This is a genomic window from Candidatus Erwinia haradaeae, from assembly GCF_900699015.1.
GTDB lineage: Bacteria > Pseudomonadota > Gammaproteobacteria > Enterobacterales > Enterobacteriaceae > Erwinia_E > Erwinia_E haradaeae_E.
The window spans coordinates 514,225-540,099 of the sequence record NZ_LR217737.1 but is presented as its reverse complement, the minus strand read 5'-3'; the positions used below and the strand labels follow the sequence as shown (position 1 = coordinate 540,099).

Sequence of the window (25,875 nt, the reverse complement as noted above, 5' to 3'; positions counted from 1 at the left end):
ACAATGCCTCTACTTGATTTCTTTTTATCCCGGAAAAAAAATACAGCACATATAGCTAAGGAGCGTTTACAAATCATTGTAGCAGAACGTAGAGGATCAAACTATGAACCTCATTACTTAGCTCAATTAAAAATAGAACTATTGGAAGTAATCGGTAAGTATTTAAAAATTGATCCAGCAATGTTAAGTGTCAGGTTAGACCAAAAAGATCAGAATATATCTATTCTTGAACTAAATATTACATTTCCTGAGAAAGAAACAGAGACATCTACTAAGTGATCTACCATTGATATAACTCTGCTATATAAGCACACGAACTGATATTGTTATAAATTTTAAAAACCTTTAACATTATTTTTGATATCCATAAATAAAATATTTTGAAGAATGAAAACATCATTTTTATGAAAAGTAGTAGACAGATAGATATCTTGTCCGTAGAATATTAATATGTAAGGATGTTCTGCGCCTGTAGCTCAGACGGATAGAGCGCTGCCCTCCGGAGGCAGAGGTAGCAGGTTCGAATCCTGTCGGGTGCGCCATGTTATTTATTTAAAATATTTAATGGCTTGCCATACACTGCATTAAGCAAAGTTATATATGAGAGGTGCGGTGGCTATAGCTCAGTTGGTAGAGTCCTGGATTGTGATTCCAGTTGTCGTGGGTTCGAGCCCCATTAGCCACCCCAATTAACTGATATACGAAGATGGCGAAATTGGTAGACGCACTAGCTTCAGGTGTTAGCGCCTGAAAAGGCGTGAGGGTTCAAGTCCCTCTCTTCGTACCATATAAAGCTATTGATTTATTTATTAGCATTCGGCGAGTAGCGCAGTTTGGTAGCGCAACTGGTTTGGGACCAGTGGGTCGGAGGTTCAAATCCTCTCTCGCCGACCATTTAATTATAAGTAAAAATAAAATCCCCTCTCAGTTAAAAAGGTTTCCTAGTTTAAATAGGAAAGACGATCAGAGAATAATCATACCGCTGTAAACAAAGAAAAGATATCCTATAATCATTTCTATTTTTAATAGAAAATCTACATCTATGCTATATGTCTAATTTACTCTACACTTACTCTACATCAATATAAATATCAATATACATAGATATAATAGTTGGAGTTGGCAAACCAGTCTAAATAGAGATTTTTTAGTAACTTATTTATGACTATGTTGATAATCTAAGAATTTACTCATAATTATTAATTTCTATTAATTAGATAGGTATCATTTAACTATATGATAATTATACCAATTTATCTATATGATGTAGCATCATACGGTTTTATTTAGAACTTAGTTTATTATTAATGTCTTAATGAGATCTTAAATAGGATTCGGATAAAAGAAATGTATTGCAATAATTAAGAGATCATTTCCTTCTCAGGTCAATCGCAATTATATTCCACATGGATTAGGGATTTGCTATATGAAAATAGGTATTATTGGTGCTATGGAAGCTGAGATTGTTCCATTGCGCAACAAACTTAAAAACAAAAAAAAGATTTTGTTAGTAGGATCTGAAATTTATTCTGGCATGTTAAATAATATAGAGATATTTCTCTTAAAATCAGGAATCGGAAAAGTTGCAGCGACATTAAGTAGCACTTTATTTCTATATCTATACAAACCGGACCTAATAATTAATATAGGATCAGCTGGTGGTCTCGATCCCTTATTAAAAATAGGAGATATTATTATTTCAGATGAAGTAATGTATCATGATGTAGATGTTACTGCATGTGGTTATGCACGAGGTCAAATGATAGGGTGTCCAGTAAGTTTTCAGGCTGATAAGCACTTAATTACTGTGGCACAATTATGTTCAAAACAGCTTAACTTACATTCAGTAAGCGGTTTAATAGTTAGTGGAGACGCATTTATTAATGGCGGTGTTCTACTAAAAAATATTCGCAATATTTTTCCAGGAGCTATTGCAGTAGATATGGAGGCTGCTGCTGTTGGTCACGTTTGCTATCAATTCTCTATTCCTTTTATTGTTATACGCTCTGTTTCTGATATAGCAGATCAAGAATCACCTTGTAGTTTCAACCATTTTCTAGATTTAGCGTCCTCTAACTCATCTTTAATGATAGAATCGTTTCTATATTATTTGATTACTCAAAGTTCATGTTAAATGTATTTTCTATCAGAAGATTATAGTATTTAATTATCATTAATGCGATCTAGTGCTCATTAATATGAAATTAATATTGCACTATAATAAGAAAAACCTCTATATTTCATGTAATCTAGAATAAACCATGAATGATAACATTCTTCTTCTAATATTTTATGTTCTATATTAATATTTCCGAATAATGAAAAATTGTTGTTTTTTATTTACTTTAAGTCTTCGAGTGGATTTTCTTGTCAAAAGTAATTCTCAAATTTAAGTGAAAACATTCAGGTTTATTATAAAATAATGTGTATAAGTTGACTCTATGATATTCAAGGAGTGATTAAGGAAAAATTATGTTTGATATTGGTGTAAATCTAACTAGCTCTCGATTTGCAAAAGATTATTTGGATATTTTAAAGCGTGCACGTTGGGTAGGTGTAACTGGTATAATTATTATTGGGACTAATGTGCACAATAGTAATAAAGCGCTTAGCCTAAGCCAAGAAAACAAAAATTATTGCTGGTCTACTGCTGGAGTGCACCCTCATTATTCCAATAAATGGTCAGAAGATTCTTACAGTACACTTCGTTGTTTAGCTAATAACCCTGAAGTAGTAGCTATTGGTGAATGCGGGTTAGATTTTCATCGTAATTTTTCAGAACCAAAACAACAAATCTATGTGTTTCAATCTCAACTAGAACTAGCAGTAGAACTGAACTTACCAGTTTTTTTGCATTGTCGCAAGGCTCATAATTCTTTTATGTCTATTCTTAAACCTTTTATACCTAAACTAAAGGGAGCTGTACTGCATTGCTTTACTGGAACGGATACAGAATTGCGATCTTGCTTAGATGAAAACTTATTCATTGGCATTACAGGATGGATTTCTGATAAAAATAGAGGAGGAGAGCTTCGTAAGATTATACCTTTAATCCCCTATACAAAATTATTACTCGAAACAGACTCCCCTTGGTTATTACCTCAAGATATACACCCTTTACCACTATCAAAACGTAATGAGCCTAGTTTTTTACCGTATATTCTACAACAAGTAGCATTTTTACGAAAAGAGGATCTCATGGAATTAGATACACAAACCACATTGAATGCCCATAAATTCTTTTCTATTTAGAAAATAATTTTATGAAAACCCTAAAGCCAAAAAAGTAATATTAGTATATCAATAATCTGTCAGCGCATTCCTATCTATATTTTATTTTGTATTTCAATAATTAACAGTTGATAACAATAAAAATTATTACTTAATCTCTCTACTTATGTAATCGAGATATAGTTACTAGAACGTCAAATACATCCATAAAGATCTTCTAACTTAAGGTCTTTCATCTTATTTTATTCATGTAAAATTTTATAATAGATCAATAATCTACAACATAATTTATTTATATCTCATATTCATTGATGAGCAAGATGAATCTTTATACGTCCAGTTGATACATTAAAAGAGTAATATATTTTATGATATTTTAGATTATTTCAAGCATTATTAAAATTTAGTTCTAAAATTACAACAATTTGTGATTCAATTGTAATCTTTCTTAATTGTAATTATTAAATACTGATATGTATAGAATCTATAATGCGCACAGTCATGTTGTAATTGAATAAAAATTCAATATATTTTAATATAAAATATTATTAGCATAATATTTTAATTATAAATTGTACCTTTTTATTATAAAAGATTTGATATTAAAGTGTAAAATACATATTCGCTAAACATTATATTTTATATCTAACATTAGTATTATGTTTGTTTATTCTAGATTATATCACTATGGATTTTATTTCTTGAGTGTAGTTATACGTTTTTACTTTTTTCTACATATATAAATATAATTTTAAACTCTTAAAAAAGATTAGATCTTATCTGTGTATTGATTAATATTATCTATTAATAATGGTGCGTCCGAGCAGATTCGAACCACTGACCCCCACCATGTCAAGGTGGTGCTCTAACCAACTGAGCTACGGACGCATATATATTGATTAGTGTCACTATGTATGGATATATGATTAGGAATTTTCTAGTCTATGTAGAAAAAGCTTGATAATCATTATTATCTTTATCTTTTCTTACTTGCGTGATGAAAAGATTTTAACAGATCCAAATTAACTATCTTTAAACTTTACTCAATCCTATTAATTCTAAACTACATTATATTAAGACTATTTTAATCTTTTATTAGCAATAAAATAAAGCTCACTATATCATAGTATAGGCAAGGTATCTATCTATTATAATAGATAGATAGATTAAAACTTATTATAGTCTCAGAATATAATAAAAATATAAATACTCTCACCATCATATTGGAATTATACATTTTTATACTAATCTAATACTTACTACTTAAATCTAAATTTAGGTGTTATTTCAGAAAATTTTCTTTCAGAATATACTTTATGATAAGTTAAAATCAGAAAAATACACATATTAATTGGTGATAATATGTTATATAATACATCAAAGATGTATTATATTTCATGTTAATTTTTTCATATGATTCTATCATATCTTGATTATCTTAAATAACGACTCGATGAAATAAATCTAAAACTAAAATAATTAAAGAATTATTTTCTGATTACATAAATATTGGGATCGTTTAGTTGTTTTCAGATATATACAGATATACAGCGTACTGATCATTCAGTTCTCTATAAGATATATAATATATTTAATTTTATCAGTGATCTACTGATATAGATCACCTATAATTTTACTATAATAAATAGGTTCTTGATATTATATTATATGACACTAATATAGTTTCATTATATGTAAATTATACATCGATGATTTAAAACTTAATATTTAATGAAGACATGATTATTTCATTTGTAGGATCTATTCAATATGAGAATCATTTAATTATTATAAATAATCACATAAATTAGTAAATATATTTATCATAAATCCATATATGGATATAGAACTAATCTAGTTTATAGTCATTTTATAGATTATGCAATGTGCTATTATGAAAAAATACTATTTTCTCTACAATCAAAAAAGATAAAAAAACTAATTTAATTGTCAAATTATCAGCCAATATCATCAATTTTAGCATCTAGTCATACAACTGTAAATTATACTGATAATTTTCTTATCTTTTAGAATTTAGCATTCCTTTTAACATGTAGTGTTAAATATTTTGAACGGTTTTACCTAGTGAAGCATGACAGTACAATTCTAGAGTAAAATATAAAAGAAAGATAAAAAAGTAACTATATTAAAGTACTTAAAACAGTAATATCATATCGCTAGTACTTATAGTACTAGCCATGATAGCATGAAGCATGCTATTACATACATGAAATGATCAAAATAGTTACTCAAATAGCTCGAACTAATATGTATATTCTATATAGATATTATAAGAATATACTTGGTATACTTTATCCTTGATTAAAATCTGTTGTGAACAATATAAAAACAACATCATTTCTATGATAGGTGCTTATTTATTTAACAGGTATTCTATTTTATTTAAGAATTTTAGTAATTAGAATATATTTAGATTAAAGGATTATCTTGATAGTATGTTTAAAAAATTCCGTGGCATTTTTTCCAACGACCTTTCTATTGATTTGGGCACTGCGAATACTCTTATATATGTGAAAGGACAAGGTATCGTACTTAATGAACCTTCTGTCGTTGCAATTCGGCAAAATCGTGCTGGTACCCCTAAAAGCGTAGCAGCAGTTGGCTATGCTGCAAAACAGATGCTAGGACGTACTCCCAGTAATATTGCTGCTATTCGCCCAATGAAGGATGGTGTAATCGCTGATTTTTTTGTTACTGAAAAGATGTTACAACATTTTATTAAACAAGTACATAGTAATAGCTTTATGCGCCCAAGTCCTCGTGTATTAGTCTGTGTTCCAGTCGGCGCTACACAAGTAGAGCGTCGTGCAATTCGTGAATCTGCTCAAGGTGCTGGGGCTCGTGAAGTCTTCTTAATTGAAGAGCCAATGTCTTCTGCTATTGGAGCAGGCCTCCCAGTCTCTGATGCAACTGGATCTATGGTCATTGATATTGGAGGTGGTACTACTGAAGTTGCAGTAATCTCACTGAATGGTGTGGTGTATTCTTCCTCTGTTCGAATTGGGGGTGATCGTTTTGATGAAGCCATTATTAATTATGTTCGACGAAACTATGGTTCTCTTATTGGTGAAGCTACTGCTGAGCGGATTAAACATGGTATTGGATCTGCTTATCCTTGTGATGAGATACGTGGTATTGAAGTACGAGGAAGAAACTTAGCGGAAGGAGTGCCACGTGCGTTTACATTACATTCTCAAGAAATACTAGAAGCAATACAAGAGCCTTTAACCGGTATCGTTAGTGCTGTAATGGTTGCCTTAGAACAGTGCCCACCTGAATTAGCATCTGATATTTCTGAGCGAGGTATAGTGCTGACTGGTGGTGGCGCTTTGTTACGCAATCTAGATCGTTTATTAATGCAAGAAACTGGTATTCCTGTAGTTATTGCAGAAGACCCACTTACTTGTGTAGCTCGAGGAGGTGGTAAAGCTTTAGAGATGATTGATATACATGGAGGGGATTTATTTAGTGAAGACTAATAATTTTTCTAAAATATTGATTATCTTTATAGGTAAGATTTTTATTATCTAAAATAATGTACAATTTTTTTACCAAAAACAAAAGTAATATGTATAAAAACATACTAATTTTGTAAAAAAAGAATATATAGTTTACATAAGTTCTAATCAACTCAATATTACTAGATACTAGTCTCTAATTAGCTAGAGAGACAATATTGATTGTATTAATCACTATATACACCTATAAAAATAAACGGGTAAGCTATGTCATATATTATCTTGACTGTATTTCATAAAGAATACCTCTCTGTCATCAGTAGATACGTATTAACTAAACAGTCAAGAGGATAAAATTTTAATTTATGAAACCAATATTTAGTAAAGTTGCTTCCATTCGCTTACATCTACTAATGGCAATTATTCTTGGAATTCTCATGATGATTTCTGATAATCAATTTAAAGTATTTTCTTCTATTCGTACATATATGAATACTGCTGTTAGTGCATTTTATTTTCTTGTAAATATGCCTCGTCAAGCATTAGATTATTTATCTCAAATATCAACTTCTCATTATAAATTAGATCTAAAAAATAAAGAACTACAAAATCAGATAATACTAAAGAATAGTGACTTACTTATGTTAAATCACTTTAAGAAAGAAAATGCTTATCTAAGGGCTTTGCTTAGATCTCCACTACACCAAGATGAGAAGAAAATTATAACACAAGTAATTTCATCTATCACTAACCCATATATGAATCAAGTAATTATTGATAAAGGCAGTGAGGACAATGTCTATGAAGGTCAACCTGTTATCAGCGACCAAGGCATAGTTGGACAGATAGTTTTAGTTAGTAAAAATACTAGTCGGGTCCTGTTAATCTGTGATGCATCACATTCATTACCCATTCAGATTTTACGTAATAATCTTCGTGCTATTGCATCTGGAAATGGATGTTCTAAAGAGTTACAACTTGAATATTATCCGGATCACGCTGATATACGTTGTGGAGATATACTAGTTACCTCTGGTCTTGGAGGTCGCTTCCCTGAAGGCTATCCTGTTGCGGTGATTTCTTCTGTTAAAGACGATAGTCATCGTGGTTATTCGATTATTCAGGCACACCCAATAGCCAATTTACAAAACCTGAGATACCTTCTTCTTTTGTGGATTAAAAATCGTTATACAGTAAACCAAGAAATGCCCCATTCAATACGTCACATTTCCGAAGAATGTCAAAAAAAAGAAAATGGCTCTACAGAACTTACCAATCATGAATAATATAACTGAACATCAAGAACAGCAAAGATATTCAGTTGACTGCCAAATAAATAAAGGCATAAAAACTAATATATTCCTAGTTTTGAATACTATATCGACTGATACAGTCTATGAATTCTTTCCGTAGCTGTAGATATGGGGTAATCTGGTTATCCTTCTTAGCTGCATTAATATTGCAAGGCATCCAATGGCCTGAATTATTATCATCATTTCGCCCTTCATGGATATTATTAATCTTAATCTATTGGATATTAATAACGCCTGATCAGATAAATATTAGTACTGCATTTGCAGTAGGTATAGTAACGGATCTTGTTTATGGATCTACCTTAGGTGTGCACTCGTTGGCTTTAAGTGTTATAACTTATCTAGTTTCCCGACAAAACTATAAAATTTTCAACTTACCGATATGGCAACAAGTATTATATGTGATAATATTTTCATGGATAATGGATATGATGGTTTTTGGTTTAGAATTATTAATCATAAATATTACTTTTTGCCCAGAACAATTATGGAATGGAGTAATTAACGGTATGGTTTGGCCATGGATGTTCTTATTAATGCAAAAGATTAATTACCACTTATGTTCTAGTAAAAAAGTTGTATTTTAGTGAAACTGACAGCATCAAATGTTATCACTAATTATCTATACATCACTATTTTAAGTATATAGGTTTTCATGTCTGGTGCATGTAAGAAAAAATTACTTATTTAGCATCATAAAATAACTAAATCATTATTTGTAATCTATTTTGATAGATTAAGAAAAAGTATGTTTATTAAATTGATCTTCCAACTAAAAACGTGGAATAGAATTATCTTTTTCTGATTGTTAAAAGTAAGTAAATGTTGTAGCTTAATCCACTTAAAGTAGAAATAAGTGATACAAATATCATGTACTCGATTGGTAATCACTTAAATTATATGTTCACATTAACAATGATGCATCAATTTCAAATACTTTAATCTGACAGACCTATTTTACGTGTTTTTAAACATTTAGTGCAATAAATTTTTATAAAACTTTTATCTATCTATAAGAACTAATATCAATTTACTTAAAACTATATACCGAAATAGATACTTAGTTATTTCTAATTCAATGTATTAGGAACATATAGTTTCTGTTTAGTTCTAACTAGTTATATCAGTTGAAAATAGAATGAAGAGAGGTACTAGATTTACTTAAATACAATATTAAGATGTTTTCGAAAAAGCTTAGTCATCTTATTTTTCTAGAATCAAGAGTCTTGTCTAAATATATTCCTGTTTCATATCTCTTTTATATTGCAACTCTTCATTTAGAAGACTAGTGAGACAGTTAATCTCATCATATATTTTTGTTTTTGGCGTAATATATGAATATAATGCATGTTGTTCAAACTGTGTTAATACATTACGAATAGCGTTAATAACTAAAGCTGACAAAACATTTCGGTCTACACTAATTCCAATAGACTGAAGATCTATTCCACCATGTTTTATCATAATTTCGTGTGATTGATCATGCATATTGAGATTGATTCCTATACCAACTACTACTTCTATAAATTTACTATTTTGATTTTTTAGTTCTATCAAAACACCAGCCAACTTGCGATTATAAAGATAAATGTCATTTGGCCATTTAACTTTAATATTAGATGCCCCTATTTTTCGTAGGACATTAGCAATCGCGAGACTTATAATCAGACTAAGCCCTGTCGTGGATACTAAGTTATTTTTTAATCGCCAATATATAGATAAATATAGATTAGATCCAAAAGAAGAAAACCATGGTCGGCTTCGCCGACCATACCCCGATCTCTGATGCTCAGCTATACACACATCGCCTACTTGTAATTTAGGAATAGAATTCATCAAGTATTGATTAGTGGAATCAATCACTGGAATAATTGATAAACGGCCTCCTGTAATATCTGATTTAATAATTTTTTCATCTAAAAGATGCATAGAAAATCCTAGGCAATAACCTTGACCTCTAATAGTTAAGATATTGATTCCTATTTCTTTTAAAATTTGGATATAATTATGAATATCTATTAATCTTATTCCCATCTGTTGGATAAGTTCGTTACTTGAATGTAGTTTTCCATCAGATAAAATCTTAATAAACGTCATAGGTATTATAGGATAACTCATGTTATAACCTCTACAGAATCGGTTATTCCTCTGGAAGAGATAAAACATACTTCTGGTTCTAATAAAACATTAAACTTTTCTGCTACACGTTTTCGGACAATACGAGCTAAATTTACAACATCCTCACTACTAGCGGTACCAGTATTAATTAATACTATAGCTTGTTTTTTATGCACCGCAGCTCCTCCAATACGGAGCCCTTTTAAAAGACAATGATCGATAAGTTGACCAGCAGACAATTTTACTTTACCGTCTTTTTGTAAATATTGTGGAATATTCGGATAACGAACAAGCAAATCGGAAGCTAATGAGGTAGTAATTAATGGATTTTTAAAAAAACTCCCAGCATTACCTATTATATTTGGATTTGGAAGTTTTCTACGACGTATCCGACATATAGCGTTAAATACTTGGATGGGTGTCACTGTTTTTGGGTTAAGATAACGTAAATGACTATAAGTAAGGATAGGTTTCCACTTTTTTTTCAATTTAAATCCCACAGCAATAACAACATATTGATCTTTATAAGAATGTTTAAAAATGCTATCTCGATAACCAAAACAACACTCTATAGTGTTAAAACGTCGGTGTTCTCCATCAGACAAAAAGACAACATCTACATATTCACAAACCTGATCTAATTCAAGATCATAAGCTCCAATATTTTGAATTGGCGCAGATCCAACACAACCGGGAATCAGTGCTAAATTTTCTAGACCACCAAGACCTTTATCTAATGTCATTTTTACTAATTTATGCCAATTTTCTCCAGCACCTACATGTAACAACCAGGAATCAGTTGTTTCCACTATATTTATTCCTTTAATTCGATTAATGAGCACTTTCCCATCAAAATTCTGTAAAAATAGTACATTACTACCTTGTCCTAATAATAATATTGGCTCAGTCTTCCAAGTTTTTTTCTGCCAACATTGACAAAAAAGAGCAGCTTTACTTTTAGCTATAACAATATTATTAGCATAAACATCAATACCAAAAGTATGCCATTGTTTTAATGAAAATTGATGATAGGACATATAAAATCCTTTGCAAATTAAATTCACTATCAGTGAATCTTTTCAGAAACAGTATATACTACTGTTAAAATAAAATATTTTATTAAACCTAATATCTTTTTATATAATATTTTATAGAATATTGAGTTCTATCCATTTGTTAGAGAAAATAGATTTTTTTTTAATTATAGAAATGCTCCGATTATTAAGTAGGGTGATTGATAATAACGATTATCTCTTATATTATGAGAGAAGGGAAGTTCGTTCTAGATAGGCTTATATAATATCTAATCAGATAAATGAAAATAAGAATGAGAACTCTAATTATTATTAGTATACAGGTGCATAGATAACTATCATTCAATATATCAATTAAAATATTGATTAAATAACATGAATAAATCAATGGAGTATCTATTACATCAGTGTTTATCCTATTCTGACTAAGGTATTTATATTACTAAAGATGTTGTTTTAGTTTATAATAAGCAAACTATCTAGAAAAACAGGATCTGTTATAGTTCATTACTTATAAACTAGTTGCTGGATGAGATATACCAAATAAAATAAAGAAAACAGAATTATGCTCATATCCTAATTTATTATTATTGTTTTAAAAAATATCTATTTTATTAAAATATATATTTTAAGATAGATGAAAAAGATGATTAAAATCTTTTAATTTTATTTATTTTCTGGTAAATAAAATATAGTATGATATATGACAATATCCCGATTTATTTGTTTATGTAAATTAGAGAGCAGATGAAAAATTTCTTAATGAAATAAGGTTATTATTAATCACTTATGTCCTGTAATTTATTAAAAATAAATGATGATTAGGACTATATAATATTATATACATTTTTTGTAACTGAAAGCACTTTCTTGCAAGAAAATACTGCAATTTCTATAAATAAAAAATAAAAGAAAATATATTTATTTATTTCTATCGAAAATCAATGAAGAACTCCTTAGAATTATGAGTATTTTCTTCAATTTTATACTGAAAAAGTGATATTACTTATGTAATCAAAATCTGTTTAATCTATAATTTAGTATTACAGATCTTCTTAGAAGACTATTGACTAGTAATTAAGAACTAAATTTGCTATTCCACTATATTTAAGAACACTTTGATTCGTATCAATATAGATTACCTAATTATTATCATAAAATTATATAATATTTTAAACTCTTAATGGTATAAGATGTACCTTTTATATTAGAGTAATTTTTAATTTTTTATTAATTTTTTTATAATCAGTGATTCATTTTTACTAAGTTAAATCAGTAAAGAATTACATATAGCCTGGAGTAAAGAATGTGTTCTTTTAGAGAACTTTCTAATGCCATTCGTGCATTAAGTATGGACGCGGTACAAAAAGCACAGTCTGGCCATCCTGGAGCCCCAATGGGCATGGCGGATATAGCAACAGTTTTATGGTGTAAATTTCTTAATCATAATCCAAACAATCCAGTATGGATTAATCGTGATCGTTTTGTTCTCTCGAACGGGCATGCCTCTATGCTGCTCTATAGCCTATTACATCTCAGTGGTTACAATTTATCAATCAGTGACTTAACTAATTTCCGTCAGTTAAATTCCAAAACACCAGGGCATCCAGAATATTCTCATACCGAAGGTGTAGAAACAACTACAGGCCCTCTAGGACAAGGGATTGCCAATGGGGTTGGGATGGCTATTGCAGAGAAAACTCTATCTTCACAATTTAATAGACCTCAACATTCCATAATAGATCATCGAACTTATGTGTTTTTGGGGGATGGATGCATGATGGAGGGGGTCTCCCATGAAGCTTGTTCTTTAGCAGGAACATTAAAGCTAGGAAAATTAATTGCATTCTATGATAAAAATGGTATATCTATTGATGGTGACACTAGTGGATGGTGTACTGATGATACTGCACAACGTTTTGAATCATATAGATGGCATGTAATACGTAATATAGATGGACATAATATTTTTTCAATCGAAAACGCTATTAAAGAAGCAATTAAAGTTAAAAACCAACCTTCATTACTAATATTTAACACTATAATTGGCTTTGGTTCTCCAAACAAAAGTGGTTCAAATCAAGCTCACGGCGGGCCTCTTGGGGACAAAGAGGTCCTGTTAACTCGTCAGAAATTAGGCTGGCACTACGAACCATTTGAGATTCCACAAATGATATATAGACAATGGAATGCTAGGGATATTGGTCAGAAAAAAGAAGAAATATGGAACGAACAATTTAGACACTATGAAAAAAAATTCCCTATCCTTTTTCAGGAACTCAATAGACGCCTCAAAAATGAATTACCGTTAAATTGGGATTCTCAATCACATGCATTGATTCGTAAATTACAATCTAACACAAAAAATATTTCTAGTCGTGCAGCATCACAGAATATTATTGAAGCTTTTGGAAAATACTTGCCAGAGTATTTAGGTGGTTCTGCAGATTTAACGCCAAGTAATCTTACTATGTGGTCTGGATCTAAGCCTATTCATCAAAATCCAGAAGGTAACTATATTCACTTTGGTGCTCGAGAATTTGGTATGAACGCGATCGCTAATGGGATAGCACTGCATGGTGGTTTTTTACCGTATACCGCAACATTTTTAATGTTTGCTGAGTATGCCCGTAACGCCGTACGCATGGCGGCGCTAATGAAAACCAGGCAGATCATGATATATACTCATGATTCTATTGGTTTAGGTGAAGATGGTCCAACACATCAACCAATTGAACAATTATCCAGCTTACGTCTTACACCAAATATGAGTACTTGGAGGCCTTGCGATCAAGTCGAGTGTGCAATTGCGTGGAAATTTGCCGTTGAACGTTACGATGGGCCTACTGCTCTTATTCTTTCTCGTCAAAACCTAACACAACAGCAAAGAACTGATAAACAGTTATCCAATGTTTTTCGTGGTGGATATATTCTCCAAGACTGCGTAGGTGAGCCAAAGTTAATCATAATTTCCACTGGATCTGAAATTGAATTAGCAGTTAATGCGTATCATGTCCTCACTAAGGAAGGGCATAGATTACGTGTAGTTTCTATGCCATCTACTGATGTGTTCGATCAACAAGATGATTCATACCGTGAATCAGTGTTACCAAGTGTCGTGACTGCTCGTGTAGCAATTGAAGCAGGTATAGCTGATTACTGGTTTAAATATGTTGGTCTTAATGGTATTATTATAGCAATGACCCAATTCGGTCAATCTGCTCCATCAGAAAAACTTTTTAAACTATTTGGTTTTACAGTAGAGAACGTAGTAAAAAAGATAAAAAACTTGCTTGATTCCTATGACTCAAATCCAATTCAATAAAGATATTTTTTGTTATTATCTGAGTGATTCTCATTAGCATTAACATCTATATATATTAGCGAATATCCTTTAAGTAGTAAATAGATAGGGTTATTATTAGAAATGACATATAGTAAATAATTAGTATTTTATCTTTTTTTTAAATATGTTTACTAATTAGCTTTTAATTGATTTCAGCAAGAAAAGTAACTTATTTTAAACAACGTATGTATGAAAAAGTTGTAATTGAATTTTACAATATAGAGATGGTTTCAAACCACATAAAAATTACTATTAATATCTAATCTAAGTAATCATAAATACAGATCAATGCTTATCACCTTCGTGGAGTAGATTAAAGAAATTAAGGAATATCATAATGTTTATTCTATCAAAATTTCAAAAAGTTACAATCTACATACCATTTGTAATATTTTTAGATGAAAAAGATCACTTATATTTTAAAGATACAATGAAAAATTTATTGAGAAATATAATTAGTTAAAATCCATTCTCATAACTCAAAATCATTTGTATTTAGCATAGAAAGCTTTATTTATTTATTGAAATATATGTCCTGTATTAGTTTTATAAGAAATTCATACCGATATCAGTCTTATATCTAAACATAATTAGATAAATATATTTTTAAATATAATTGTGCTCCTTAGTGAATAGGTCAAGATAATATCACTATGTATACTTTGCGTGTTTTAAAAAATTTAAAGATGATTTCAATATCATATAATTCAATTATTTTAGTTCTATAGTAATAGTATATAAAATAGTTGCATTATACTCAAATATAGTGAACTGATAAAATATCCATAATAACCGATTTAACTATGATAAAACTAAATAGATATATAATCTGTAATAAGAAAAGATAAGCTATACCAGCTTTATATTTAAAAGCAATATTTGGTCTATTAAGCACTATTTAGGGTTATAAAATATTTAAAAATTAACTTATTACGATAAGTAAGCATAGCTCAACATAGAAATACTTCTCTAATAAAACTGTCTTCACTATAACAACTATCTGAATATTTTTATATTAGATAAATTTCATTTTAAGATTATTACTAATAAATAGGGGGGGAGTGATGCCTATAGCAAGAATGACTGAGCTAAATCTTTTTAGAAAGCGCGTGCTTATTCGCTCTGATCTTAATGTTCCAATTAAAGAAGGACAAATAACATCTTATTCACGCATATTAGCTGCTTTACCAACTATCGAAACAGCCCTTAAAAAGGGGGCTTACGTAATGATAAGCTCGCATATGGGACGCCCAACTGAAGGTGAATACAATGAAGAATTTTCTCTTTTACCTGTAGTGAATTATCTAAAGGAACAGTTAGGTGAACATTACGTTTCTCTCGTAAAAAATTATTTAAACGGTATTAACTTATCTGCTGGGAAAGTTATGGTTCTAGAAAACGTTCGTTTTAATAAAGGAGAAATAGACAATGATATAACTCTTTCTAAAAAATATGCCGCGTTATGTGATATTTTTGTTATGGATGCTTTTGGATCGGCACACCGATCACAAGCCTCTACTCATGGAATCAGTAAATTTGCTGAAGTTGCCTGTGCGGGTCCACTTTTATTAGCTGAGCTGGATGCTTTAGGTAGCGCCATGAAAAACCCATCTCGTCCAATGATCGCCGTGATAGGTGGTTCAAAAATTTCTAGTAAATTTAATATCTTAAATTCACTTGTCAATATTGCTGATACTGTCATTATTGGAGGAGGTATTGCTAATACTTTTATTGCTATTGATAATAGTGTAGGAAATTCACTTTATGAGCCAACTTTCCTCAATCAAGCTAAAAAACTACGTGATACATTCTCCATCCCAGTACCTGTTGATGTTCGTGTTTCCACTCCATATTTGAAAAAAAATGAATCTATTGTTAAACGAGTCTCTGAAATACAAATTAATGAAGAAATTTTAGATATTGGTGATAAAACTGCTCTGTCCATGGCTACAATATTAAAATCAGCGCAAACTATTCTTTGGAATGGTCCCGTTGGTGTATTCGAATTACCTCATTTTCAACAAGGAACGAAAATTATTGCTCAAGCAATTGCAGATAGTAATGCATTTTCTATTGCAGGTGGTGGCGACACACTAGCTGCTATAGATTTATTTGACATCAAAGAAAAAATCTCTTATATATCCACTGGAGGCGGATCCTTTCTAGAATTTATAGAAGGTAAAGATTTACCTGCGGTGACTATACTAAAATCTCGTACATATTATGGATATAATAAACAACAGACATCTTTGTCTTCTAATTAATATTATTAATTCTATTTAACTAATTTCATAAAGCAGGACTACTTAATATGTCTAATATTTTAGATTTTGTCAAACCAGGTGTTATTACTGGTCAAGATGTACAAACAGTATTTAAAATAGCTAAAGAGAATCGATTTGCAATACCAGCTATTAACTGCATTGATACCAATTCTATCAATGCTGTATTGGAAACTGCTTCTAAAGTTCAAGCCCCAGTAATTATTCAATTTTCCTATAATGGATCACGATTTATTGCTGGAAAACAACTTGAGTTAAAACCACCTCACATACCTGCTATTCTTGGAGCTGTATCTGGAGCAAAGCATACACATTTAATGGCAAAATACTATGGTATTCCAGTTATATTACATACCGATCACTGTTCAGAAGAATTATTACCTTGGATTGATGGGCTCTTAGAAGAAGGGGAAAGTTACTTTTTAAAAACTGGAAACCCTTTATTTTCTTCTCATATGATTGATTTATCTTCGGAAACTATAGAAAAGAATATTGAAATTTCTAGCCAATATTTATCACGAATGAAAAAAATTAACATGACGCTAGAAATTGAACTAGGTTGCACTGGAGGGGAAGAAGATGGTATTGATAATAGTCATATGGATATGTCTAAACTTTATACTCGTCCCATCGATGTTAACTATGCTTATACTCTACTTAATCCAATTAGCACAAACTTTACAATTGCAGCTTCTTTTGGCAATGCCCACGGTGTCTATCAACCAGGAAAAATTACATTAAATCCAGTGATTTTACGAGATTCACAAAACTTTGTTATGACAAAACATAACTTATCTCATAATCCATTAAATCTTGTATTTCATGGTGGATCAGGTTCATCATCTGGTGAAATTAAAGAAGCTATTCAGTTTGGTGTTGTTAAAGTAAATATTGATACCGATATGCAATGGGCATCCTGGGATGGTGTTCTTCAATACTATAAAAAGAATAGATGTTCTATGCAAACTCAACTAGGAAACCATTGGGGAAATGATAAACCAAATAAGAAGTTTTATGATCCTAGAGTATGGTTACGCGAATCCCAGGTATCTATGGTAAACCGTCTTGAGTATTATTTCCAACAATTAAATGCTATTAATGTACTTTAGTTTATTTTTATGCTAACCACACAAAATAGTGGTTAGCATATAGTTTAGAACAATTTAAACCTGATTTTTAGGATCAGGCGTATTAGAAGTCTATAGAACCATAATTCTATAGGTAAATAGAATTTGTATCTATAAATTATTTTAAAAAGTAAATTAACTCAATTATTTAGTATTTGCATCCTAATAACTAAACATAATTCAGGATTTAACCCTAATAATAAAGAAATATTACGTATATTTTATACACTGTCAATAAAAAATCGAGTGTACATAGATTGATCTAATAAAAATAGGGATGCAGAAATAAATGAGAATATAAAAAAATATATTAAAAAGATTTCATTATAAAATCGGTAAAACTACTGGTCAAAGTAGGACAGAATTGTATTAAATTAATAGATATATGAATGGATCTAAAATGATATGTGTCTCAGATTTAATTTCATATGGAATAAGATATTTAGAGATTATATTCAATGCTAATTGACAATAGAAATAAGACATTAACAATTAATATTAATTATAATGAGAATTATATTATAAAATATATATAAATCTATTAACTAGACCTTGATTAAAGAAGTAAGAACTATATTTCAATATAAATAATTAAATTTTGATAAGAAATAAATATTTTTATTTCATATATTCAATAAAATATTTAGATATCAACAGATTTCAATAAATTATTATTAAATAGTCTATACTAAATTATTTTTAGTTTCCAATACTTCTTTATGTTTCCATGAATTAAAACAATCCATCAAAAATTAAGTGATAATGAATGATATTAGATATAATCTTTCTCAATTTATAGCAATTAATGAGTAATTATGAAAAATTAAAATTTCATGATATTTAATTTAGCTGTATTTATTCATTAATAAACTAAATATCAATGTAACAAACCAGAAATCACTTTGTCTAGTAATGATTCATATCATCACATAGAATAGTTTAATAAGCTAGAATCATGAGCTATTTAACTGTATATAATTCACTACTTCTGTTATTAACAGAAGTAGATTATGGTATGTTTATTCAACATGCCATAAAAATGCTGGTCTGTATCACTTATATAATCAACCCTTATTAATAGGTGCATATTCAGGAATAAACTTCTATTCATCATTATTTATCATTTTTCTTATCCTCAATAAAGCTTGACTAGTGAATCTCTATTTAATTAGTACATAATCTTTATGTCTATTCCTAATATAGAAAAAAAATTTCGTTGTTTACACTAAATTATTTATTTTCGTAATACATCTAATATTTTACTTGAATTAAAGTAATCAATATTTGAAATACAATAGGTTACTAAATTATACAGACTATGTTCACTAAAGTTTTATTACCATATCAACGCTCTATTTTTTTTCTGACATTTAATAAGTAAGTGAGTAATAACAACTAATTCAGATTCCTCTAAGTTCTTCTTATAACTTTTCATCTTTTACTGATTATTCAAAGAATTAATATAAAATTATTAAACTTTATAACTTAATATTCAGTAATTATTTAAATTTTTTTATAAAATAAAATAATATTTCATCATTATTAATTTTTCTATCTTTATTTGATTATCCTCTGTAGGAATTTGACAGGTGAGAAATAAGTATTCTGATTATCTTAATAATGTCACATTTGATTCTATTTTTCTATTTCAGATTAGTAAAAAGATAATATACATTATTATAATTTGCCATAACCTTTTCAAGACAATCATCTTCATTAATATTGCTTGATTTGAATTTCAGCAGATTAAACCAATGTATATAGCTATGAAAACAACATGGAAATAAAAACTAAAATTAAAGAAATGCATGCTACCTGTCATCGACAGTAACATGGATAAATTAAAGGTAAGTAGAATATTTCTTAGATCTTAAGTTATGAGAGCACACGAGACATGGTAATTACGCTATTTTTATCATAGAAATATTTAAAATGCTCTATCGTTATAACACTATCAATTCTTATAATGAATAGTATTATGATTTATTCTGTAATTATCATTACTAATATTTAATCAGAAAGAAGTATTTAGAATGATGCTATTTTTATAATAAAAACTATGAATCACATGGAATCCACACTCCCCTTCTTTGAAGGGAGATAAAGAGCCTTTAAAACCGCAACCTACCAATCCAATAATTATCATCATTAACATTATAAATCTGATTATTTTTAATATAACGATTGATTGAATCATTTTGAACCTGAATCTAGCAGTCATGACTATAAATTAAATTTATAAGATAATAAGAAGAAGAATCCAGTTTATCTAAAAGAACTAAAAATCTAGAAAATGGATCATATTTATTCAATATCATTCAACAATATGTATATGAATGGAATCTAAAATATACATTACATAATTATCTATTTTTTGAAATAGATGAGAAAATTGGTTTCCTGATTTAAGATATATGTTCTGAATCTTTTAGAATTAGATCCTATCTAAATTTCATCAAATGCAAGATACACATTATCTATTCGCATTATCAGCGCCTTGATAAGGGTATCATATAGTGTTAAATTTCTATAAATATAGTATTGGTGTTCAACTAATAAGCCTTCAATCTTTATATGCGTAGTATTATAGAAATTTTATTATGATTAGTATAAGTTCATCATTAATTACTATTTATTTAAAAAACACGTCTACTAATAATTTCATTATATTTAATTTTAAAAATAAAAATTATTGATAGGATGATGTCATGATATACCTTATTTTAATATTCAAATATATAATTATATTTTGTAATAGATTATATTAGATATTAAAATAGGAAGTAATATAGTTCTCATTATCTTAATTATGTTTCTAACACTTAATAATAAACTAATTAATATTATTAGAATATATCATAATTATATAGTTGTTATTACAGTTATATTGACATATGAAGTGATACTTGATTAATTGTTTGCAACAAATCAAGATGCATAGACTATTATTTATTTTTAAAAAATAAAAATACAAAACAGATAGAAGATTATATATTATATGTAATTTATTCAAGATGATATTTATCAAATTATAATTTTTTTCTAAAAAACATAGATAGATTACATAAATGGTATTTTATTACTGAAGGTAAATGACAGTCTTATAATCTTCTAATTAATATATGTATTCACGAATACATTAATAATTTAATTCATATAAAAATATTCGATATCTAGTTATTAAAATAATCTTTTTTTGCTAGAGACAAAGCATGTATATAAATCAATAGATTTGATCTAAAAATAAAAAAATAAATATAAAAACAATATTTTATTCAATATAATCAATTATTTAAAATAAAAATGATTCATATAGTTTATAAAAAATCTCTATAAAACCTATAACAATCTAACTATTTTATAATAATATTTACAATATAAAAAATATAAAAAATTTAACAAAATACCTATTAAAATATACTGTGATCTGTAAAATATTTTTTATACTCTTATCATAAAATAAATAACTCATCTATTTATTTTAAATAAACAATCAATTAGATCGGATCTCTTTGTATATTGAAATAGATTAAACAACATTCCAAGATTTAAAATTTATAAAAAATACTATTTCAATACTATTGATTGAAATAGTGTCTTAGTAACATAGATTTCATGATTTTCTTGTTTTTAAAAACATCTTTAAAAATAAATTATCAGTCATAAATATTAAATTCTTGATATTTTGATCATACTTAAGTATGAGATATTGATTTCTTTCTTTTTTATAAAGAACAAGCTTATATCTTAACAATTAAAAGTGTGTAATATATAATTATTTTAATCTTTCTGTTAAAGTTAAAATATAGTTATCTTGCTTAGAAATTAATATTTATTTGGTGTAGTGGTCATGGTAAGATCTATTAATATAGCAGTATTTTTTTGATTAAAGGATTCTTATCCATGTATATATTACTTCAGTAATTATTAGATAATTACTTTACGATAAGTGAGAACTGACATATTACTACAAGCAATATGTTAAATATATACCATAAATATAAATTACTATAGCATAGTATATAGTGAATCTATCTAATATTCACTAATACTAGAATTACTATGTATCAAAGATAACTTTTTTATTTCAATCTAACAACCATGTATTTATAATATAACAAAAATATAATCAAACCATATTATAATAATTATATAACCGATAAATAGTAAAGTCTAACATAATAAAATTCTAATTTTTTTCAAGAAATTCTAGAACTTAGTTACCCTTCTCTTAATGCTTTCATACTTAGCATCTAGATATATAAATCTAATTGATTGATGATACTAGATGATTATAACATATAGAGATAATTCGATTTCAAGAACAAAGTAATGATATGTATTTAATACAATCTTTCAAACTGAATTATGAGCATGAATATCATTTATGATCGTTATAATTAATACACTCTGAAAACACTATCAGTATAGAATTACATTCTTTTGCAAAATGAATAAATATATATCGAACTGAGTTTGTTTTACTCTTTCATCGATCCTATAAACTAGATCGATTATATGACATAGTTATAAGAGATTAAGAAACATGGTATTCAATATGTCACGAAAAGTTTTAAGAATTGCTACTAGAAAAAGTCCTCTAGCTTTATGGCAAGCACAGTATGTTATAGATTCTTTGCTCATACATTATCCAGAATTATGTATACAAAAAGTTCCTATCCTAACACGTGGCGATAGTATACTCGATACCTCACTGATAGGGGTTGGTGGTAAAGGTTTGTTTGTAAAAGAATTAGAGCAGGCTATTTTATCAGGTCATGCAGATATAGCAGTGCATTCAATCAAGGATCTACCAATCTACTTTCCCGACGGACTAGGTTTAGTAACTATTTGCGAACGCGAAGATCCTCATGATGCATTTGTTTCAAATCATTATTCATTAGTGGAATTTCTTCCATTTGGGTCGGTTATTGGGACATCTAGTTTGCGGCGCCAATGTCAACTACGTGCTCAACGTCCAGATCTAACTGTTAAATTCCTTCGTGGAAATATCGCAACTCGTCTTGATAAATTGGATAAAGGCACGTATGATGCAATTATTCTAGCTGTTGCTGGACTAAAGAGATTAAACTTAATCTCTCGTATTCAACATATAATACCAGCTGAGGATTTACTGCCTGCCGTTGGTCAAGGTGCGATAGGTATTGAATGTCGTCTTGATGATTTAGAGACCATCCATTTGCTTAAGATATTAAATCATAGTGAGAGTGCAGATCGGATAATTGCAGAGCGTGCTATGAATATCCGTTTATCGGCTCACTGTCACATGCCAATAGGTAGTTATGCCCTTCTAGAAGGGGATAACATATGGCTTCGAGGTCTAGTAGGGTCACTCGATGGAAGTCATATAATACGTAGAGAGCGAAGAGGACCACGAAAACAAGCTGAAAAAATAGGTATTTTGTTAGCCGAAGAACTCTTAGTTCATGGAGCTAAAAATATCCTCTCATCATTTTCTGTAGACAAGATATCTAAATGAGTATTTTAGTTACTCGTCCATCCTTATCAGCTGACGAGCTAGTCAGCCGTCTACGTGATCAAGGACGTAGTGCCTGGTCATTTCCACTTATAGAATTTTCTCCAGGTTCTCAGTTAAATATATTAACGAATAGAATAAAAACATTAAGACAAGGAGACCTCGTATTTATTTTATCTCAAAATGCTGTTCGTTACGCTAATATATGTTTTATGAATGAAAATTTTTTCTGGCCCAAGAAGTTAACTTACTACGCAATAGGACATAGTACAGCATTAGCATTTTATAACATTAGTGGACATCAAGCATTGTGGCCGCACTCACAGGAAACAAGTGAAATACTAATTAAGAATTTAGCTTTAGATAATATTTCTGATAAATATGCTCTAGTTCTGCGTGGTAATGGTGGGAGAAATTTGCTAGAAAATACCTTACGCTACTATGGCGTAAAAGTAGAATGTCTGGAATGTTATCAGCGTCGCGAAAAATCTTATCATGGGGTTACAGAAGCTCAACGTTGGAGAAAAAAAGGCATTACTATATTGGTAGTAACTAGTGGCTCAATGTTAAAACAGTTATATTATCTCTTTTCTGATACAGATAGAAATGAATGGTTATTAAAATGTCGTCTAATCGTTGTCAGTAAACGATTAGCAATCTTAGCACATACTCTTGGATGGATCGATATTAATATTTCCTATAAGGCAGACAATAATTCATTATTACAAACAATTTTATATTTCTCTTAATGATGTTTAATCTATAAACTGTTTAGTTGCACGATATTAGACTCATTTCCTATATATCTTTCAGATATCTATTTGGGTATTGAGAGCTGAATTCATATTATTTCGATTAACTTAAACAGGTCCACTCTGTTCTAGAGTATTATAGAAATATCAAATATCTATTTCATCATCCTATTATTTTCTAGGAATATAAAAATCTTTAAACTAATCATACATAACCACCTTATCCTCCGTAATTATGATCTACACTTACGGGAAAGTGGATACAGCATGTTTTAATCATCTTAAAGATTACTATAATATTTAACATATATCTTATATTTTTAAAAAAAATAAAAATCAAGATCACTTATTCTTATATAGAATTATTTCTTAGGATAATAAATTTCATATGGTATTGTCATAATTTATAATTTAAATATCATAGAGTTAGATAAATTACAGATATTTGAGTTTAATTGTACAACGATAGAAATCTTTCTATAGAATACATTAGTAAAACATACTACTAAAAATTATATGACTTAAGGATATGATCTCATTTATTTATTCAATATTGATAAAGATCACACGTTATTAACACTATAAATTCATTCCTTTATATTTCATTTCAATAAATAATAATTCATTAAACTTAAACACGCAGATTCTAAAGTCAACCTTATCTTTATTACAAAGCTTATTAGACATAATAACAACTATATAATTCCATTCATTAGCAGAAGATGTGATTAAATAGAATACAACTTAAATATCCGACTCTTTTTCTCAATGTTATTCTGCAATACAACTATTAAAGTACATGCTAATAACATTTACTATTTTTCCTGTTCATCCACACTAAACATAGTAAAAATTACTAAAATTAGTACTTGTTAATATAATTCAAAAAATCAGTAAGTAAACTTAGATATATACATTATCTTAAAGAATTTATATGATCCATTCTAATATTTACATCTCATAGAAACTACTAATCACGAACCTACTGTATCTAGAACAATAAATAATACCATCATATCTCCTAGAGTATTTATAACACATTTATATCATGCAATAAATACATTGGATTTTACTGATTTTGTCTAGATTTTGAAATTTATTCTTATTCACTATTAGAGGATTCTAATCCTTATAAAAATAAAAACATACATATTGAATCTTATTATTAAATATATAAGTTCAATATATAAACCCCCTTATAAATCAAGAATCATTAGGTCAGCATTGATATCAATATACAATGATATTTTTGATATAAACTATATTTATTACATCTTGATTCTTAACACAATCAGGATATACTCTAATTAAACTACCTTCAATCACCTAAATAGATCTCTGCAATTAAAGTAAAAAATCTATTTCTATTCATACGATAATATGAGTCTATAATATCCTGTATCTACTAAATAAAATAATAGATAAAGTATAAAAATAAATTTTTTAATTTATTCATAAAACATATAAATATTTATGCATGTTATTTTATAGATTAAAAATATGGAATAGAAATATGATTTTTAAATACCATACTATAATCAATCTTAAGAATCTGTAATATTAACAGAGATATTTGAACTATTCACGCATGTTTCCTCTAGCTTGAACATGAGACACTACCATAAGATAGAGACTATTTATAAAAAGATTATTAAATAAATCTAACTCATAAAGATTCCTAAATTAACACTAAATA

The 25,875-nt window shown here is 28.7% G+C and carries 13 protein-coding genes and 5 tRNA genes; 15 read left to right on the top strand and 3 right to left on the bottom strand.

All coding sequences use genetic code 11. From position 1 onward, the window contains the following. The first annotated feature begins 3 nt into the window (after window positions 1-3). The 7 genes from minE (at window position 4) to ERCIPICE3303_RS01570 (ending at window position 3,252) form a co-directional block, all read left to right on the top strand. Window positions 4-279, top strand: coding sequence for a cell division topological specificity factor MinE (minE, locus tag ERCIPICE3303_RS01600; RefSeq protein WP_157990993.1), 276 nt, complete (start codon window positions 4-6; stop codon window positions 277-279). 186 nt (window positions 280-465) lie between these two features. After that, a tRNA-Arg gene (locus ERCIPICE3303_RS01595) sits at window positions 466-542 on the top strand. Between the two features lie 70 nt (window positions 543-612). Beyond that, window positions 613-688 (top strand) — tRNA-His (locus ERCIPICE3303_RS01590). 12 nt (window positions 689-700) lie between these two features. Beyond that, a tRNA-Leu gene (locus ERCIPICE3303_RS01585) sits at window positions 701-787 on the top strand. A gap of 30 nt (window positions 788-817) precedes the next feature. Continuing rightward, window positions 818-894: transfer RNA gene (locus ERCIPICE3303_RS01580), tRNA-Pro, on the top strand. A gap of 532 nt (window positions 895-1,426) precedes the next feature. Then, window positions 1,427-2,134: a 5'-methylthioadenosine/S-adenosylhomocysteine nucleosidase gene (gene mtnN, locus ERCIPICE3303_RS01575; RefSeq protein ID WP_157990992.1), complete on the top strand. Its 708-nt coding sequence runs from the start codon at window positions 1,427-1,429 to the stop codon at window positions 2,132-2,134. 338 nt (window positions 2,135-2,472) lie between these two features. Then, the gene (locus tag ERCIPICE3303_RS01570; protein WP_157990991.1) at window positions 2,473-3,252 is read left to right on the top strand and encodes a TatD family hydrolase; all 780 of its coding nucleotides are present in this window, start codon (window positions 2,473-2,475) and stop codon (window positions 3,250-3,252) included. Between the two features lie 790 nt (window positions 3,253-4,042). Here the strand turns inward: ERCIPICE3303_RS01570 and ERCIPICE3303_RS01565 are convergent. After that, window positions 4,043-4,119: transfer RNA gene (locus tag ERCIPICE3303_RS01565), tRNA-Val, on the bottom strand. A 1,568-nt stretch (window positions 4,120-5,687) separates the two neighbouring features. Between ERCIPICE3303_RS01565 and ERCIPICE3303_RS01560 the strand changes: the two genes are divergently transcribed. From ERCIPICE3303_RS01560 to mreD, 3 genes are all read left to right on the top strand, one after another. Further along, entirely contained in the window at window positions 5,688-6,731 is a 1,044-nt protein-coding gene (locus tag ERCIPICE3303_RS01560) for a rod shape-determining protein (RefSeq protein ID WP_157990990.1), read from the top strand. A gap of 344 nt (window positions 6,732-7,075) precedes the next feature. Then, window positions 7,076-7,996: a rod shape-determining protein MreC gene (mreC, locus tag ERCIPICE3303_RS01555; RefSeq protein ID WP_157990989.1), complete on the top strand. Its 921-nt coding sequence runs from the start codon at window positions 7,076-7,078 to the stop codon at window positions 7,994-7,996. A 110-nt stretch (window positions 7,997-8,106) separates the two neighbouring features. Then, the gene (gene mreD, locus ERCIPICE3303_RS01550; protein ID WP_157990988.1) at window positions 8,107-8,610 is read left to right on the top strand and encodes a rod shape-determining protein MreD; all 504 of its coding nucleotides are present in this window, start codon (window positions 8,107-8,109) and stop codon (window positions 8,608-8,610) included. A 643-nt stretch (window positions 8,611-9,253) separates the two neighbouring features. On the opposite strand, the gene ERCIPICE3303_RS01545 is transcribed toward mreD, so the two are convergent. Next, the gene (locus tag ERCIPICE3303_RS01545) at window positions 9,254-10,141 is read right to left on the bottom strand and encodes a biotin--[acetyl-CoA-carboxylase] ligase (protein ID WP_157990987.1); all 888 of its coding nucleotides are present in this window, start codon (window positions 10,139-10,141) and stop codon (window positions 9,254-9,256) included. Continuing rightward, window positions 10,138-11,178, bottom strand: a complete 1,041-nt coding sequence (gene murB, locus ERCIPICE3303_RS01540) for a UDP-N-acetylmuramate dehydrogenase (protein WP_157990986.1) — start codon at window positions 11,176-11,178, stop codon at window positions 10,138-10,140. Before murB ends, ERCIPICE3303_RS01545 begins: the two co-directional genes overlap by 4 nt. Before the next feature lie 1,303 nt (window positions 11,179-12,481). Between murB and tkt the strand changes: the two genes are divergently transcribed. The 5 genes from tkt to hemD all read left to right on the top strand — a co-directional run bounded on the left by tkt (window position 12,482) and on the right by hemD (window position 24,176). Further along, window positions 12,482-14,500 carry a transketolase gene (tkt, locus tag ERCIPICE3303_RS01535; RefSeq protein WP_157990985.1) on the top strand — a complete coding sequence of 673 codons (2,019 nt, stop codon included), beginning with the start codon at window positions 12,482-12,484 and terminating at the stop codon, window positions 14,498-14,500. A 1,085-nt stretch (window positions 14,501-15,585) separates the two neighbouring features. Then, the gene (locus ERCIPICE3303_RS01530; protein ID WP_157991298.1) at window positions 15,586-16,785 is read left to right on the top strand and encodes a phosphoglycerate kinase; all 1,200 of its coding nucleotides are present in this window, start codon (window positions 15,586-15,588) and stop codon (window positions 16,783-16,785) included. Window positions 16,786-16,832: 47 nt separating this feature from the next. Further along, window positions 16,833-17,912 carry a class II fructose-bisphosphate aldolase gene (gene fbaA, locus ERCIPICE3303_RS01525; protein ID WP_157990984.1) on the top strand — a complete coding sequence of 360 codons (1,080 nt, stop codon included), beginning with the start codon at window positions 16,833-16,835 and terminating at the stop codon, window positions 17,910-17,912. A gap of 4,576 nt (window positions 17,913-22,488) precedes the next feature. Further along, window positions 22,489-23,430 (top strand): hydroxymethylbilane synthase, encoded by a 942-nt coding sequence (gene hemC / locus ERCIPICE3303_RS01520; RefSeq protein WP_157990983.1) that lies wholly within the window; start codon window positions 22,489-22,491, stop codon window positions 23,428-23,430. Further along, a complete protein-coding gene (hemD, locus tag ERCIPICE3303_RS01515; RefSeq protein WP_157990982.1) occupies window positions 23,427-24,176 on the top strand; it encodes a uroporphyrinogen-III synthase in 750 nt (249 codons plus the stop codon). The genes hemC and hemD overlap by 4 nt, the downstream gene beginning before the upstream one ends. Window positions 24,177-25,875 lie beyond the last annotated feature (1,699 nt).